12 protein-coding genes and 7 tRNA genes are annotated in these 15,414 nt (G+C 41.8%); 16 read left to right on the forward strand and 3 right to left on the reverse strand.

The features are described 5' to 3' along the window. Positions 1-144 precede the first annotated feature (144 nt). Positions 145-918, reverse strand: a complete 774-nt coding sequence (gene gloB, locus AN393_RS02890; protein ID WP_055017257.1) for a hydroxyacylglutathione hydrolase — start codon at positions 916-918, stop codon at positions 145-147. A 53-nt stretch (positions 919-971) separates the two neighbouring features. Between gloB and AN393_RS02895 the strand changes: the two genes are divergently transcribed. Further along, the gene (locus tag AN393_RS02895; RefSeq protein ID WP_004585979.1) at positions 972-1,748 is read left to right on the forward strand and encodes a class I SAM-dependent methyltransferase; all 777 of its coding nucleotides are present in this window, start codon (positions 972-974) and stop codon (positions 1,746-1,748) included. 78 nt (positions 1,749-1,826) lie between these two features. Here the strand turns inward: AN393_RS02895 and rnhA are convergent, their stop codons facing one another. Next, entirely contained in the window at positions 1,827-2,291 is a 465-nt protein-coding gene (gene rnhA, locus AN393_RS02900) for a ribonuclease HI (RefSeq protein WP_055013899.1), read from the reverse strand. Positions 2,292-2,359: 68 nt separating this feature from the next. Between rnhA and dnaQ the strand changes: the two genes are divergently transcribed. From dnaQ to AN393_RS02975, 15 genes are all read left to right on the forward strand, one after another. Continuing rightward, positions 2,360-3,073, forward strand: a complete 714-nt coding sequence (gene dnaQ / locus AN393_RS02905) for a DNA polymerase III subunit epsilon (protein ID WP_055013898.1) — start codon at positions 2,360-2,362, stop codon at positions 3,071-3,073. Between the two features lie 8 nt (positions 3,074-3,081). Then, positions 3,082-4,452 (forward strand): TIGR03503 family protein, encoded by a 1,371-nt coding sequence (locus tag AN393_RS02910; RefSeq protein ID WP_055017258.1) that lies wholly within the window; start codon positions 3,082-3,084, stop codon positions 4,450-4,452. A 98-nt stretch (positions 4,453-4,550) separates the two neighbouring features. Then, a tRNA-Asp gene (locus AN393_RS02915) sits at positions 4,551-4,627 on the forward strand. Positions 4,628-4,654: 27 nt separating this feature from the next. Continuing rightward, positions 4,655-4,731 (forward strand) — tRNA-Asp (locus AN393_RS02920). Positions 4,732-4,772: 41 nt separating this feature from the next. After that, positions 4,773-4,849 (forward strand) — tRNA-Asp (locus tag AN393_RS02925). 31 nt (positions 4,850-4,880) lie between these two features. Then, positions 4,881-4,957: transfer RNA gene (locus tag AN393_RS02930), tRNA-Asp, on the forward strand. Positions 4,958-4,994: 37 nt separating this feature from the next. Further along, positions 4,995-5,071, forward strand: a tRNA-Asp gene (locus AN393_RS02935). A 37-nt stretch (positions 5,072-5,108) separates the two neighbouring features. Next, positions 5,109-5,185: transfer RNA gene (locus tag AN393_RS02940), tRNA-Asp, on the forward strand. Between the two features lie 53 nt (positions 5,186-5,238). Then, positions 5,239-5,315 (forward strand) — tRNA-Asp (locus AN393_RS02945). A gap of 240 nt (positions 5,316-5,555) precedes the next feature. Beyond that, positions 5,556-6,269, forward strand: coding sequence for a response regulator transcription factor (locus AN393_RS02950; RefSeq protein ID WP_055017259.1), 714 nt, complete (start codon positions 5,556-5,558; stop codon positions 6,267-6,269). Next, on the forward strand, positions 6,266-7,621 hold the full coding sequence (locus AN393_RS02955) for a histidine kinase sensor domain-containing protein (protein ID WP_055013895.1): 1,356 nt from the start codon (positions 6,266-6,268) through the stop codon (positions 7,619-7,621). The genes AN393_RS02950 and AN393_RS02955 overlap by 4 nt, the downstream gene beginning before the upstream one ends. A gap of 111 nt (positions 7,622-7,732) precedes the next feature. After that, positions 7,733-9,772, forward strand: a complete 2,040-nt coding sequence (locus AN393_RS02960; RefSeq protein WP_055017260.1) for a TonB-dependent receptor domain-containing protein — start codon at positions 7,733-7,735, stop codon at positions 9,770-9,772. Positions 9,773-9,789: 17 nt separating this feature from the next. Beyond that, positions 9,790-10,923 (forward strand): PepSY domain-containing protein, encoded by a 1,134-nt coding sequence (locus tag AN393_RS02965; protein ID WP_055017261.1) that lies wholly within the window; start codon positions 9,790-9,792, stop codon positions 10,921-10,923. A gap of 200 nt (positions 10,924-11,123) precedes the next feature. Further along, on the forward strand, positions 11,124-11,714 hold the full coding sequence (locus tag AN393_RS02970; RefSeq protein ID WP_055013892.1) for an ATP-binding cassette domain-containing protein: 591 nt from the start codon (positions 11,124-11,126) through the stop codon (positions 11,712-11,714). After that, positions 11,711-12,823, forward strand: a complete 1,113-nt coding sequence (locus tag AN393_RS02975; protein WP_055013891.1) for a DUF6136 family protein — start codon at positions 11,711-11,713, stop codon at positions 12,821-12,823. Before AN393_RS02970 ends, AN393_RS02975 begins: the two co-directional genes overlap by 4 nt. A 3-nt stretch (positions 12,824-12,826) precedes the next feature. On the opposite strand, the gene fadE is transcribed toward AN393_RS02975, so the two are convergent. Further along, positions 12,827-15,283, reverse strand: a complete 2,457-nt coding sequence (fadE, locus tag AN393_RS02980; protein WP_055017262.1) for an acyl-CoA dehydrogenase FadE — start codon at positions 15,281-15,283, stop codon at positions 12,827-12,829. Positions 15,284-15,414: the final 131 nt, after the last annotated feature.

The raw sequence follows: 15,414 nt of genomic DNA on the forward strand, positions 1-15,414 counted from the left end.
CCCGTTATGAGTCAACATTGCCACTTAACGACCAACTTTAACATATTGATAAAACCATTCGCTATTTTTAAACCAATGGTTTTATCTAGGTCATACCTAACCACGATGCTGCAAAATTAATAACAGCAGGTCAACATATCCTAACTAAAAGTTGTCTTTGAATCGTCTCAGACTGGCAAAGTTTTCCCAGGGTTCATTGTTTTTTGTAACCAACACAAACTCTTTTGGAATTAACTCTGTAATTGTCGGTAGGTCGCTGCGCATAAACGGATTAACTTTTAGCTCTTGGCCTATTGTACTTGGCAGTGTAATTTCGTTGTTAGCGCGCTGTGCATCTACTTTATCGCTGTATTGGAGTAGTTCAGGGTTACGCGGCTCTACGGCTTTTGCAAATGCTAAATTAGCTTGTGTGTATTCATGGGTGCAATACACTTTGCAGGTTTTAGGTAGCTCACGCAGCTTATTAAACGAGTGCCACATTTGCTCTGGCGTGCCTTCAAATAATCGCCCACAGCCACCGCTAAAAAGCGTATCGCCTGTAAAGGCCAACTCTTCATGAGTATAACAAATGTGATCAAGCGTATGGCCTGGGGTAGTAATAATATTAAAACGCACACCCAATACCTCAATGCTATCGCCATCAACCAGAGTGTTGGTGACTCCCGCAAAGGGACTGTTTATAGGGCCGTACACGGCAATACTTGGAAACTGTTTTACAAGTTCGCCTACGCCACCGGTATGATCGCTATGATGATGGGTAATTAAAATACCACCAAGTTGTAAATTATGCTCTGCTAAATGTGCTATAACGGGCTGAGCGTCGCCAGGGTCAACCACCCATGCTAGGTCGCTATTATGGGTAGTTAAACACCAAATGTAATTGTCAGAAAAGGCTTTAATTGCTTTAACTTGCACCATATTAATTTGCTCTATAAAGTGACAGATAACACCTAGTATAACGAGCTATAAAAATGAAACCAGCCCTTAGTTTTCAAGAAGGACCCAAACCGCTGTCATGGCAGCAGTTCCCTCATGGGGACTATTTACGTGCTGACATTGAACAAAAAATGGATCAATGGCTGCCACGTATGTTTGGCTACCATATGCTTAAATTGGGGAATTTAAGTGGCGAGCTTAATACCAGTGTAAGCACTATAAAGCACCAAGTATGTGTTGCCGAAGAGGGGCCTTACACAGGTGTGATAGCCGATATAGACGAGTTGCCCTTTTATGAGCACAGTGTGGATGCATGTATTTTAAGCCACTGCTTAGAGTATCACTCAGACCCTCATCACATATTACGCGAGGCGCACCGCACGCTAATACCCGGTGGTTACATTGTTATTACCGGATTTAATCCGTTTAGCTTATGTGGATTGGCGCAAATGTTGCCTTTTAGCGGCCAAAAACTGCCGTGGACGGGGCGTTTTTTTACGCCTGCGCGGGTAAAAGATTGGCTTAATTTATTGGGGTTTGAAATTATTAGCGATGAGCGCTTTATTTACTCATCTCTTGCGCGTGGTAACAGGCTTTCGCGGTTTGCATTTTGGCGCAGTTTTGCCAAACAGTATTTAAAACCTATGGGGAGTGTGTACATGCTGGTGGCGCGAAAACGCGTAGCTCCGCTTACGCCTATAAAACCTAAGTGGCATGCAAGGCCGCAGTTTTCACCTGTAAAAGGGGCTGGGCTTAGGCAAACCTCAAAACAGCACTTTAAGCAGTGTGAGCAAAAAAATAATAATAGTTAAAGAAAGTAAGACGCACTTTTTTATTGGCTCGATAAACCTAACATTCATGACATTAAAAAGTGCGTAAGCTTTAACGGGTTAAGGCTGATAGCCTTCATCATCAAGTAGATTGCTACTGCTTGCTGCTTCACGTGCTAAATCGTCAACTATTTCGTTATATTTATGCCCGCTATGCCCCTTGACCCATTTCCATGTAACCGTGTGCTCGCTACAAGCGCTATCAAGGCGTTTCCATAAATCGACATTTTTAACCGGTTTTTTTGCTGATGTTTGCCAGCCTCGCTTTTTCCAATTTGCAATCCACGATTCAATGCCTTGCTTAACATATTGGCTATCTGTGGTGAGGTTAACTGTGCAAGGGCGGGTAAGTGATTCAAGGGCAACAATGGCTGCGAGCATTTCCATGCGATTGTTTGTGGTGAGCTTATACCCTTGGCTTAATTTTTTTTCGTGGCCGTTATAAATCATAAAAATACCATAACCACCCGGGCCTGGATTACCTAAGCATGAGCCATCGGTGTAAATCTCTACGGTTTTTTGCACTGTTTTACCTTGATATTATGTACAATAAAGTGATTATAGAAAGATACCAGAGTCAGGCTAAATTCGATATGGCACGTAGACAAATAGTTTTAGATACAGAAACCACCGGCATCGACCCCAAACAGGGGCACCGCATTATAGAAATTGGGTGTGTAGAGTTAGTAAACCGACGTCTAACCGGAAATAATTTTCATGTTTACATTAACCCACAGCGCAGCATTGAAGAAGAAGCAATAGATGTTCACGGTATTACCAATGAGTTTTTACGTGACAAACCGCTTTATCGCGATATAGCGCAAGAGTTTTTTGATTACATTAAAGGCGCAGAGCTTGTAATACATAACGCCCCGTTCGATGTGGGCCACATGGATAACGAATTTGCATTGCTTAACCAAGGCTATCCAAATACGCACGAGTACTGCCAAGTTCTCGACACCCTTAAAATGGCGCGTGACTTGCATCCTGGTCAAAAGAATAACCTCGATGCTTTGTGCCGTCGTTATGATATAGACAACGCCAAACGGACCTTACACGGCGCGTTACTGGATTCTGAAATTTTAGCCGATGTTTACCTTGCCATGACTGGTGGGCAAACCAAGCTAAACTTAAACCAAAATAAAGACGACGGCAGCGAGCAACAAGCTGGCGGCATAAGGCGCTTAAGTAGTGACCGAGCACCTTTGGTTGTATTGCGCGCAAATGACGCAGAGCAAAGCGCACACGAAGCACGACTCGATCTTGTAAACAAAGAAGGCGGCCACTGTTTATGGCGCGCTGAATAAGGCCAACTATGAAAACGATGTATTTTATAACTGCACTATGCGCCGCCTCGCTTTTTAGCGCCAGTGCGTTTGCCGTTAAGCAAGTAGAGCTGCTCAAACGCGACGGCCAACAAAATGAAATACCGCTGCTAGATAACCGTTTTCGTATAGACAGCCAATTAGACGAAATAACCTTACTATTTTTTAGAAAGCCAGGGTCGCCTGCGGTTATTTTAGTTAGGCCCGATGGCAGCAAATACTTTGCCACCAACGCCGTTAAAGATCCCAATCTCGATTGGTTTGATGAGCTTAGTTACGATTTAATCACCATAAAAAAACCGATGGCGGGCCCATGGCAAGTTATTGGCCGTATTTTGCCCGACAGCCGCATTGTGGTTTTGGGGGAGGTGTCTTTAAAAGCACAGCCGTTACCCCCTATGTTGTTTAGAGGTGAGACAATAAAAATAACGGGCGAAATTTTAAATGATGATGAGCCTATCGATGCAAACTTATTTAAAGATGTGGTAAGCCTTAACGTTGACTTTGTAAGCACCAACGATGAAAGCTACGCAAACTTTGGTGCCGGCATTCAAGAAGTTGCCGAATTTAAAGACGATGGGCGCGGCTTTGACGAGCGTCCTAAAGATGGGGTGTTTACTGGCGAATTTAAATTAGACTTTCCAGCAGGGCAGTGGACGCCTGAGCTCTACATAGCCACTCCTTTACTACAACGACGTATTGTGCAAGACCCTATTATTGTGCATGAACCGCCATTTAAATCTGAAATAGCGTTAGCAGAGCTTGATACCGATGAGCACTTGCTAACTATTAATATAGATAGCAACATAGTTAAACCCGACACCGTTATTGTACAGGGGAAAATTTATTACCCTAACAACGAAGAGCAGATGTTTACGATTGACGCGCAAGCGGGTGATACACGACAACTGGCAATTAAAAACTATGATTGGGGAAGATACAGCGTTGAACTGTCTGTTTTTGGTACTAATATAAACGGGCGTGAGTTTATGGCCACAATACCAACGTACAAGTTTGAGATAGAAAGACCCATAGAAGCAGTGCCCGAAATAGACCCAACTACGCTGATTGATCAAAACCTCCCTTTAGAAACCGAGCCCGTTGAAGAAAAAATGGCCACTTCTACTTTAGTGATTTTAATCGCGGGCTGTAATTTGCTCATTTTATTGTTAGGCTGGTTAGCAATTCGTATTTTTGTACAGAAAAAGCCAATCAAATTTAACTTTAAACTCCCTTTTTTAAACAAAAAGGAAGTAGGCGGTCAGCACGATGGCGAGGCAGAAAAAAATCAAGTCGGCAAAAATGGCTCAAAAAGTGACAAATCAGGTGAAATTTTAAACCTTTCGATGTCAGATGACTAAAAAACCTGTAAAAAAACAAAAAAGCCCTTGACGAAGTAGGGGCTGATTCGTATTATTCACGCCGCTGCAAAGGGAGACCTAAGCAGAAACGAAAATGCGGAGTGGTAGTTCAGTTGGTTAGAATACCGGCCTGTCACGCCGGGGGTCGCGGGTTCGAGTCCCGTCCACTCCGCCAATTTTCGACAATTTGTAAGTAGACGCTGGAGTGGTAGTTCAGTTGGTTAGAATACCGGCCTGTCACGCCGGGGGTCGCGGGTTCGAGTCCCGTCCACTCCGCCAACACTTACACAACATATGGTTGTAAAACATATTCTTATTATGGAGTGGTAGTTCAGTTGGTTAGAATACCGGCCTGTCACGCCGGGGGTCGCGGGTTCGAGTCCCGTCCACTCCGCCAATAAGAAAAAATAGCAGTTTAAATATGCGCTGGAGTGGTAGTTCAGTTGGTTAGAATACCGGCCTGTCACGCCGGGGGTCGCGGGTTCGAGTCCCGTCCACTCCGCCACTATTTAAACACTGTTATATTACAAAATTTGTATGCTGGAGTGGTAGTTCAGTTGGTTAGAATACCGGCCTGTCACGCCGGGGGTCGCGGGTTCGAGTCCCGTCCACTCCGCCAACAAATTTAGTAATGACAAGTAATATGATATCTCTGCGGAGTGGTAGTTCAGTTGGTTAGAATACCGGCCTGTCACGCCGGGGGTCGCGGGTTCGAGTCCCGTCCACTCCGCCATTTGATATCGTAACAAAATTAGCAAGTGCATTACCCCATGCACATGCCACTGCGGAGTGGTAGTTCAGTTGGTTAGAATACCGGCCTGTCACGCCGGGGGTCGCGGGTTCGAGTCCCGTCCACTCCGCCACTTGTTATTTCCTCAATAGCAAGCTTATAAAAACCTTATTTAAATAATTATCACTAGAAATTACCTGTTCAAGTTTTTTAGCCTTAAAACGTTAGTGTTTAAGCTATCTGTCACGCTTATTTTTTATACAACTATTGAATTTATTAGATAACGAACAATAGTTAATTTAACATATTTGATATTGATTTGTATTACTATTTGTTTTAATTTCTTTGCATTCGATAACTAACTTGGTTTGATATGCCAAACTCTTTCGCTTTTCAGCACACAACCCTCGAATTTAAAATTTTAGTCGTTGAAGATGATAACTTGCTCAATGAGCAAATGAGTGAGTTACTAACCGCTCAAGGTTATGCTGTAACGTCGTGTTTTGACGGTGATGATGCGTTGCACCTTGCGGTAACTCAAAGCTTTAACCTGATCTTATTAGATGTGATGTTACCGGGAAAAGATGGTTTAACGATGTTAAATATCTTGCGCAGTTGTAATAACACCCCGGTAATTATTGTCTCGGCAAAACATGCGGAAGAAGAGCGAATTAAGGGGTTATCTGCAGGGGCTGATGATTATCTTGCCAAACCATTTAACAGCCAAGAGCTGCTTTTACGAGTCGACTCTGTGTTAAGGCGCGCCTTTAAACAAGACGGTAAAGCACCTTATGTTACCAATATTGAAGGACTCGAAGTTGATAGTTTACATCAACAGGTGAGCTTACATGGCGCAGTAGTTTCCTTTACGCCTATTGAATTTGGTTTATTACATATTTTGATTAAAAATCAGGGGCAGATATTGCTAAAGCCTTTTTTATATCAAGTGGTATTGAATAAACGTTTTAGTCAATATGATCGTAGCCTAGATATGCATATGAGCCGAATACGAAAAAAGCTTAATAATGCGGGCTGGGACGGAACGCGTTTGCAAACGGTACACGGCAAGGGGTATTGCATTAAATGACCCGTCGTTTATTTTGGAAGCTATGTTTAATTATTGGCACCGGTGTGGTGGCCATGTTTTATTTAATCAATGTTGCGGTCACTCACTTTGAAAACGATATGAGCATGCTCTCAGACTCAAGTCGTGCGCAATTACTTAAATGGCAAAAGCAAGCAGAAGATATTTTACACCAAGGCGATATTGAAGCGCTTGAACAGTGGGTTAGTAACTTACAACAACAAGAGAATATTTGGGCTGTGATTGCCCGAGCAGATGTAGTTGAGTTGGCTGGCAATCGAAACCATCGTTATGAATATACCGGTTATAACTTGGGTCGTAGTATTGATTGGAAAATTCACCTGTATTTTGATCACGCCCCAGTGATGCAATTACCGTTTACTCATAACGAAGCAAGTTTAGTAGTGCAGCTGCCTGAGCGTATGCGCCCTGGTTCATTGTGGAATGCTACACGCCTATCATTACAGGTTTTTTTACCTATGTTGATTTTAGTGTGTTTATCCATTGTGTTATATCGCCATATTATGCACCCCATTAGGGAAATGGACAGTGCCACTCGCGCATTTAGTTCGGGAGACTATAGTGTGAGGGTAAGAAAACAGTTTGGCTCTCGCAAAGATGAGTTAACCCAGTTGGCAGCTACTTTTGATTTAATGGCTGAGCGGATCAGCGAGCAAATTATGCATCAAAGAGTGCTGTTAACCGATTTATCCCACGAACTGCGTACACCACTGACACGCCTAGATATTGCTACAGACAACTTATTAGCCAAACAGCACGAATTTTCTCACGCAAATCAAGCGAAATTAGAGCGCATTCATAAAGAGTCGTTACATATTCGTAAGCTGGTTGAAGATACCTTAACTTTATCTTGGCTCGACAACGAATCACCTCAGTTACGAGTAGAGTCGCTTGATATTGTAGACTTGCTTGAAATATTAATTGAAGATGCGCGTTTTGAATACCCCGATAAGAGAATAATAGCCCAGTTACCCAGTCAAGCGCTTATTGAAAATAGTAATCATAGGGCGCTTGGCCAAGCCATTGAAAATATATTAAGAAATGCACTGCGCTATACCCCAAAAAATAAACAAGTTGATATTAGTTGTCACGATAGTGGCAATAAATACCGGATTACTATTACCGATCAAGGTCCTGGGGTTCCTGAGCATTATTTAAATACTATTTTTAGACCCTTCTTTCGTGTTGACTCTTCTCGTTCGTGTAACAGTGATAGCTTTGGTTTAGGGCTAGCTTTAGCTCAACGTCAATTACATGCGATTGCAGCAGAGGTGGTGGCAAATAACAACGCAACAGGGGGCTTGAGCATGACACTATGGGTACCCAAAAAATAGACTGGCAGAGGCGCATTTTTTTATGTTTAAAATGTAACAAATGTAAAATTGCTATACACAGTCATTAAAGGTAATGATAATTCTTTTTATTTACAAAAAAGGATACTTACCTTGAAAAAGTTAGCCCTAGCCAGCGCTATTGCTGGTGTATTTAGCTTATCTGCAGTTGCTGAACAACAAAACGAAACAACAAAAACGTCTGTTGAACAAATTACGGTTGTGGGCTCTGCCACTAACCTCACTGTTTCAGCCGAAGAAATTGAGCAATATCAAGCTAATGACTTAGCAGATATCTTCCGCTACTCTCCTTCTGTAAGCGTGGGCGGCTCAGTTGGGGTAGCACAAAAAATATACATTCGTGGTGTTGAGGATTCCTTGCTAAACATTACAATGGATGGCGCCCAGCAAACGTCAACACTATTTCACCATATTGGCCGTGTAACAATTGACCCTGATTTATTACAACAGATTGATGTGCAGGCCGGTGCTGGCGAAGCAACCAGCGGTCCAGGTGCAATAGGTGGCTCAATTCGATTTAAAACAAAAAACGCACAGGATTTATTACAAGAAGACGAACAGTTTGGCGGACGTGTTAAAGCCAGTTACTTTTCAAACGATGGTACTCGTTTTAGTGGTAGTGCCTATGGCAAGCTAAGTGATACCTGGGGTGTTTTAGGCTACTTTAGCACTGTTGAGCGCAATAACATGGAAGATGGCGATGGAGATACCATTTATGGCACTGCAGCAGATCAAGATATGTTATTTATTAAAGCCAGCGGAGAGCTTGATAATAACCACTACCTCTCGCTTAGTGTAGAGCAGCGTGATGAAGAGGGTGAGTTTTCGGCTCGCCCTAACTGGGCTGTACAAGAAGGCGGAGCGTTATACCCAAGTGAAGCCCAACGCGATACTTATGTTGCAAATTATACCTTCTCACATAGCCAGTTATTACATTTAGAACTGAGTGCATATAAAACAGAATCATCTTTTGAAGGTGGACGTTTTGCATGGCTTGCCGATATTGATACCTATGGCTTTGATATTAGAAATACCAGCATTATTGATGAACATAAATTTATCTATGGTGTTGATTATCGTGATGATGAAGTCAGCAGTGGCCCTGCCTCTGGAGCAAAAGAGAATGCTGAGCAAGGCAGTGTTTTAGGTGTATATGCTCAAGGTTATAGCGATATTACACCCCAGTTATTACTGAGCTACGGGGTACGCTACGACAGCTACAAATTCCAACAACACATTTTATTAGATGAATACTATGGCACGCCTATCACAGAAAGTGCATCAAGTTTAGATGACAGTGAAGTGAGCTTCAATGTGGGCTTAGCCTACGATATAAATGAAGCGTGGACGTTCGGCTTAGGCTATGCAGAAGCTGCAAGAGGAAAACAAATAGGTGATGGTTTCACCCTTGACGGGTATTTATATGATGGCTCGGATGCGCCGGTTGTATCTGAAAGCCTGGTTCCTGAGACGGTAACAAATATTGAAGCTTCAATCTCTTACTCAAGTGAAAACTTATCAGCTAAAGCCAGTATTTATAATTCAGCCTTAGATGATGTAATTTTTGAAGGGTATGAAGGTAACTCGGTATACAATAATATTGGTACGCTTAATACCAAAGGGGTTGAGTTTGACCTAGCTTATCGAGTACAGGCATTTGATTTCTTCTTGGGCTTTTCTGCTACTGATACTGAACTTGAACCACGTGATGGCATATATTCTGTAAACTATGATGCAATTGATATTAATGGTTACGAATTTGTTGGCTTAGGTAATAGCCGAGGCAATACTTGGGTAGCTGGCGTTGATTATACAATTAATACCGATGCAAAGGTTGGTTTAAGTGTAACTAACGTTGAGTCGCTGGATTTAGATACATTACATCAAGCGGTTGATTTAGGCTGGACTGATTCAATTTACACATTAAATAAGCCAAGTTACACCACCGTTGATATTTATTCTCAGTGGCATGTTACTAGTGAGCTGTTATTAAATGTGGCAATTACGAATTTATTTGACTCGCTTTATATCGATCATTCAAGCGTAGGTGACTATAGTGAAGTTTTCCCTACCGTTGTTGGCCCTTATGAAGCTGGACGTGATATTCGCTTATCTGTCTCATATCAATTTTAAGACATAGTTTTAATATTATGTTCTTAAAATTATTTAAAAAGTGGGTCTTTTGGACCCACTTAGTTATTGGTGTTTTAGCGGGCTTATTTATTTTTATAATGGCTTTTACGGGGGCTATTTTAACTTATGAACGACAAATCGTAGAGCTCAGTGAAATGCGCTTTACGGTGGATAAGGTTGACCAACAACACACCTTATCAACCGATGAGGTTGTGGCTATTTTGCAAAAAATGCACCCAGATGAGCCACATATTTACATTCGTTGGGTAAATAGGGGAGGGGCCGCTATTCCAGCATGGGCTGGTAAACATAGTTACTTATTACATCCATACTCTGGTGCTGTGTTACGTGAGGGTGAAGGGGTTGCAGCAGACTTTTTCCATGTTGTTACAGACCTGCATCGGTATTTATTGTTGCATGGTCCAGCCCAAACTGTGGGAAAAAATATCAATGGTTATGCCAATTTATTGTTTATTTTCTTATTGCTATCAGGAGCCTATCTTTGGATCCCGAAACGATTTAATCGATCGGCACTGAAAGGCCGTTTATTGCTCGCAAAAAAATATAAACATACTCAACAACGAGATCGGCAATGGCATTTTGTGTTTGGCTTTTGGTGTTTGCCTATCTTGTTGGTTTTGTCGTTGACAGCAACCTTGTTTCACTTTGATTGGGCCAATAAAGCGTTGTATGGCGCATTTTCTCAAGATGTACCAGTAAGAGAGAGGCATCCGCCAGTATCAGATTTATCGGCCGATACTCAGCCTTATGAAGTGTTACTGCAACAGGCTAAAGCGCATGCACATAATAATGGTGCAGCTGATTGGTATTCAATCTGGATAGAGCTGGGCAATAAAAAGCATGTAGCTAGGTTTTATATCGATACCAGTATTGGTCATCGACAGGAGCTAGCATATTCATTGTACTTAGATACTCAAACTGGAGATCAGATAAGAACTTTAAGAAAATCGGATTGGTCGCCTGGCGATCAAGCATGGGGCACCGCGCGGTTTTTACATACAGGTGAATATTTTGGTGTCATTGGGCAAACAATTGCTGGTATTGCTTCACTTTTGTGCTGTTTACTGGTTTACACTGGTATTGTTTTAGCCTGGCAGCGTTTAGTACCTAGACGCAAAGTTAAAACTTAGCAGAGCGAATATAAGTAAATAAACTTTTCGTCAACTAAGCCGCTTTAATTTATTAAGGCGGCTTTTTCATTGGTGCGGATTGCAAAACACGTCAACTTGACCCAACATATCGCTTTGGGAGTGTAGAAGTATAGTGTTACATCACAATGAATAGTGCTTTTTGATATGTTGCTACAAGGGTCTGAAAAATAGAGTGAACAATGATACAAATTAAAGGATTACATAAGCAGTTTGGTCATAGTATTTTGTATGAAAATTATAATAGAGAATTTTTAGCACCTAAATTATGCATCGAAGCACCTAATGGCCAAGGGAAAACCACGCTATTAATGATGCTAGCCGGGCTTGAAACTTACGAAAGTGGTGAGCTTTTGTTTTCTGGAAACACATTAACCGAACCACATAAGCAAGTTGCTATAGCCTCAGATTGTATTGCTTTACCTGACTTCTTAACAGCAAAGCAAGTAATTAACTTATCCTCAAATACATTTGGCTGTCGTTGGCCAACAGCTATAGTTGATGGATTTCATTTTAATGAATTTCTAAATACACGCTTTGACGCTCTATCATCAGGTAATCAAAAGAAATGTCAGTTAATTTTAGCGCTTATGCGCGATGCACCGTATTTACTGTTAGATGAACCCAGTGCAGCGCTTGATCAAGCGAGTATTGCGTATTTATTAACTTTACTTGATGAATATTTAGTACATAAGCCACAGGGTCAAATAATTATTACCTGTCACGAGCCAGCTGCTTTTGTAAAACATGGCTTTGAGTGTATGCCTTTATGATTGCAAATTTAAAACACTCAATTGGCCAATACCGCTTTTTTATGGATTATCGTATTGGGGCATACAAGGCCGAGCTTACACAATTATTTTTACAACTGAAAAGCTTTGGGTTGTTATTTTTAGTGGTGTTAGGCTCATCAGTATTAGGTTTAGTATTACTACTACTTTTAGGGCTTGGAAAAATTATTGATAGTAGTGATGCACCTCAATATGGTGCGCAAATGGCCTGGCTGTATTTGTTGCTACAAAGTGTCATGTTAAGCGCAATGAAGTCTGCAATAAAGAACTCCCCCCAGCGAGCGTTTCAACAGACGTTGGTAAAGCGATATTGGCTAGTCTTAATAGATATAAAGCTTTTGCTGTTAAGTAATGGCTGGTTGATTGCAAGCCTTGTTATCGCAATCGATCTAAGCATAAACCAGTGGCTTCAAGTGCCGCATTTTTTGGTGTTTTTACTATTACAATTTACGCTAGGCATTCTATGTTTATACAAACCAATAGCACTTGTTTATGGATTTTTGTTATCCGCAATGTGGTTAATGTTACCGTTTGATGTAAGTCCACTGATTTATCAGTGTGGGTTTGTGTTGTTATTTGCCTTAAGTAGCTTAATGGTACCTTTTAATTTTACGGCTAAATTAGAGCTAAGCTCACTTACCGGCTTTTGGCTTATGTTTTTTATGCAAAATAGTTGGACTTTAGTTTGGCGAGGGGCTCTATTGCTGTGCGTCTTTGTTGTATCGCAGGTGTTGCTACAACAGCGAGCTGATTTAGTTACTATTTTCAGTATTGTTTCACTTGCCTATTTGGTGTTGTTTAGTAGCTCATTGCACTTTGATTGTAGTCATATACATCAACAATACAGTGTGTTTTTTAAAATGCAGAACAAGCAAACAGCCTTTTATGCTAGCCAATTTATCCCAAGTTTAGTTATGTTATTGCCCGCACTTATTGGGTATATGATCTTATTCAATCTGACAAATAGCGTATTGGTGTTAATAGGTATTATTTGGTGCTTATTGCAACAAGTTATCGCACAAAAAAAACCAGCGCATTACGCGCTGGTTTGGGTGATCACAACAGGCGGACTGTTGGCGGCGTTAACCTAACGGTTAAGCTGCATCTGCTTTGCTGTCTTCACTTTTACGTGCGGCTTTGCCTGCTAATAAATCAGCGGGGTCAAAGTCATCTACGTTAATTACATCTAAACGGGCTTTTTCTACAGCAGCTAATTTATCAGCTTCTGCTTGGCTTAATATGCCAGCTTCAAGGCCCATTTGCGCTACTTTATCAAGTTGGAAGAATGGCAGTTTAACGCCTTTTTCTTTACATACTCTTTCAAATAACGGCTCTACAGCGAGTACATCTTTAAGTGTTTGCTCTTGACGGCCAACTAGATTTAGTGGCTCATCTTTTAAGTAAACATAACTTGCTAAACGGTTACGCGTTTCGCTTGGTACTTGTAGAATCTGTGCTAGTTTATGTTCAAGCTTGTCGGTAGGTTTACGAACCGGGCGACCAAACGGGAATAACAATACTTTTAATACGCCACGTAATGGAGCAGACGGCATGTTATTAATCAAATCAGCTAGAGCACGTTGGCAGTGGTAAAGATGATCCTGACAGCTCCATTTTACTAGGGCTAAATCTTCTTGCTTACGGCCTTCATCGTTGTAACGTTTAAGCGTTGCAGATACTAAGTATAAGTAGCTTAGTAAGTCACCTAAACGTGCCGAAATACGTTCTTTACGTTTAAGCGAGCCACCAAATACTGCCATGCTAATGTCAGACATTAGGGCAAGTGATGCACTAAAGCGTGATGCTATACGGTAAAACTCTGCGGTGTCGTCTTTGTAAGGTACGCTGGTAAAACGTGCACCGGTAAGGGCAAGCCACTTAGTACGTACAAGGTTCGACATAGTAAAGCCAATGTGGCCCATTAGCGCTTTATCAAATACGTTAAGCGCTTCTTCGCGGTCTTCAATTTCACAGGCACCAAGCTCTGTAAGTACAAATGGATGACAACGAATTGCACCTTGACCATAAATAATCATATTACGGGTCAAGATGTTGGCACCTTCTACTGTAATAGCAATAGGGGCACCTTGATAGCCACGACCTAAATAGTTATTTGGCCCAAGCATAATCCCTTTACCGCCAAGTACATCCATTGCATGAATGGTCGACTCGCGCATTTGTTCAGTAAGGTGGTATTTAATAATAGCTGATACAACAGATGGCTTTTCACCTAAATCTACCGCACCAGTCGACATGCTAACTGCTGCATCAGAGCTGTAAGCGTAACCTGCAAGTTTAGCCAGCGATTCTTCAACACCTTCCATTTTACCAATTGGTAAGCGGAACTGACGACGAATACGGCTGTATGCACCTGTTGCTGTTGCGATTGTTTTAATGCCGCCGGCAGAGTTTGACGGCAACGTAATTGCACGGCCCACCGATAAACATTCAACCAGCATGCGCCAGCCCTGGCCAGCCATTTCTGGGCCACCAATAATGTAATCAAGAGGAACAAATATGTCTTTACCGCGGGTCGGGCCATTTTGAAATGGTACGTTAAGCGGGAAGTGGCGACGACCAATCTCAACACCTGGTGTGTTAGTTGGAATAAGTGCACAGGTAATGCCTGGCTCTTTGTTGTCGCTTAGTAAACCATCTGGATCTTGCAGTTTAAAGGCAAGACCAAGTACAGTGGCCACAGGGGCAAGGGTAATGTAACGCTTGTTCCAGGTAAGGCTAATACCTACCACTTCTTCGCCGTTCCATTGCCCTTTACACACTACACCGTAGTCTGGAATTGAGCTTGCGTCAGAGCCTGCTTCTGGAGAGGTTAATGCAAAACATGGGATCTCTTGGCCTTGCGCTAAGCGTGGCAAATAATGATTTTTTTGATCTTCAGTACCGTAGTGCTGTAGTAATTCACCCGGACCTAATGAGTTTGGTACACCTACAATTGAAGAAAGCAGGGTAGACTTACTGGTTAGTTTTTGCAGAACACATGATTGTGCAAATGCAGAAAACTCTAAACCGCCGTATTCTTTTTTGATGATCATGGCAAAGAATTTATTATCTTTTAGATATTGCCATACATCTTGCGGTAAATCGGTAAGCTCGTGTGTTGCTTCCCAATCATCTAGCATGCTACAAACTACTTCGACAGTGCCATCAATAAAGGCTTGCTCTTCAATAGTGAGTTTAGGTACTGGGTATTGGTGTAGCTTTTTCCAATCTGGGTTACCACAAAATAAATCAGCTTCCCACCACGTAGTACCTGCATCGATTGCTGACTTTTCAGTATCAGACATGCTTGGCGTTACTTTTTTAAAGGTAGTAAAAATCGGCTTGATTATATATTGCTGACGAATGCCAGTAACAGAAAGAGGTACCGCGATGATCAAAAAGATCAACCAGCTAATTAAACCAAAAGCACCCGCAAAGGTACCAATTAATAAAGTTGCGGCAGAAACACCAAGTGCTGTGTTCCAACTCGCTCTGTGGTAAACCGCGATGCTGAGCAGTGCGATTAAACCGAGTGTAAATATGAGTGTCATTGCTTATTCCTTAATAGAGGTCAGACCACCTCAGTTAGAGTAGCGCTAGTGAGCGTAAGTTTCAAGTACATTACAGTGTTAAATTAACGACAAACTTGCTATTTTGCTTATCATAATTACCTTTATTAGGT

The sequence above is a fragment of the Pseudoalteromonas sp. P1-25 genome (assembly GCF_001401805.1).
In the GTDB taxonomy this organism is placed as follows: Bacteria; Pseudomonadota; Gammaproteobacteria; order Enterobacterales; family Alteromonadaceae; genus Pseudoalteromonas.

Bases quoted from the DNA above. Each gene is read 5' to 3' on its own strand.
- AN393_RS02970 (WP_055013892.1), top strand. From the start codon at position 11,124: ATGATACAAATTAAAGGATTACATAAGCAGTTTGGTCATAGTATTTTG.
- AN393_RS02975 (WP_055013891.1), top strand. From the start codon at position 11,711: ATGATTGCAAATTTAAAACACTCAATTGGCCAATACCGCTTTTTTATG.
- AN393_RS02895 (WP_004585979.1), top strand. From the start codon at position 972: ATGAAACCAGCCCTTAGTTTTCAAGAAGGACCCAAACCGCTGTCATGG.
- AN393_RS02965 (WP_055017261.1), top strand. From the start codon at position 9,790: ATGTTCTTAAAATTATTTAAAAAGTGGGTCTTTTGGACCCACTTAGTT.
- AN393_RS02950 (WP_055017259.1), top strand. From the start codon at position 5,556: ATGCCAAACTCTTTCGCTTTTCAGCACACAACCCTCGAATTTAAAATT.
- gloB (WP_055017257.1), bottom strand. From the start codon at position 918: ATGGTGCAAGTTAAAGCAATTAAAGCCTTTTCTGACAATTACATTTGG.
- fadE (WP_055017262.1), bottom strand. From the start codon at position 15,283: ATGACACTCATATTTACACTCGGTTTAATCGCACTGCTCAGCATCGCG.
- dnaQ (WP_055013898.1), top strand. From the start codon at position 2,360: ATGGCACGTAGACAAATAGTTTTAGATACAGAAACCACCGGCATCGAC.
- AN393_RS02955 (WP_055013895.1), top strand. From the start codon at position 6,266: ATGACCCGTCGTTTATTTTGGAAGCTATGTTTAATTATTGGCACCGGT.
- AN393_RS02910 (WP_055017258.1), top strand. From the start codon at position 3,082: ATGAAAACGATGTATTTTATAACTGCACTATGCGCCGCCTCGCTTTTT.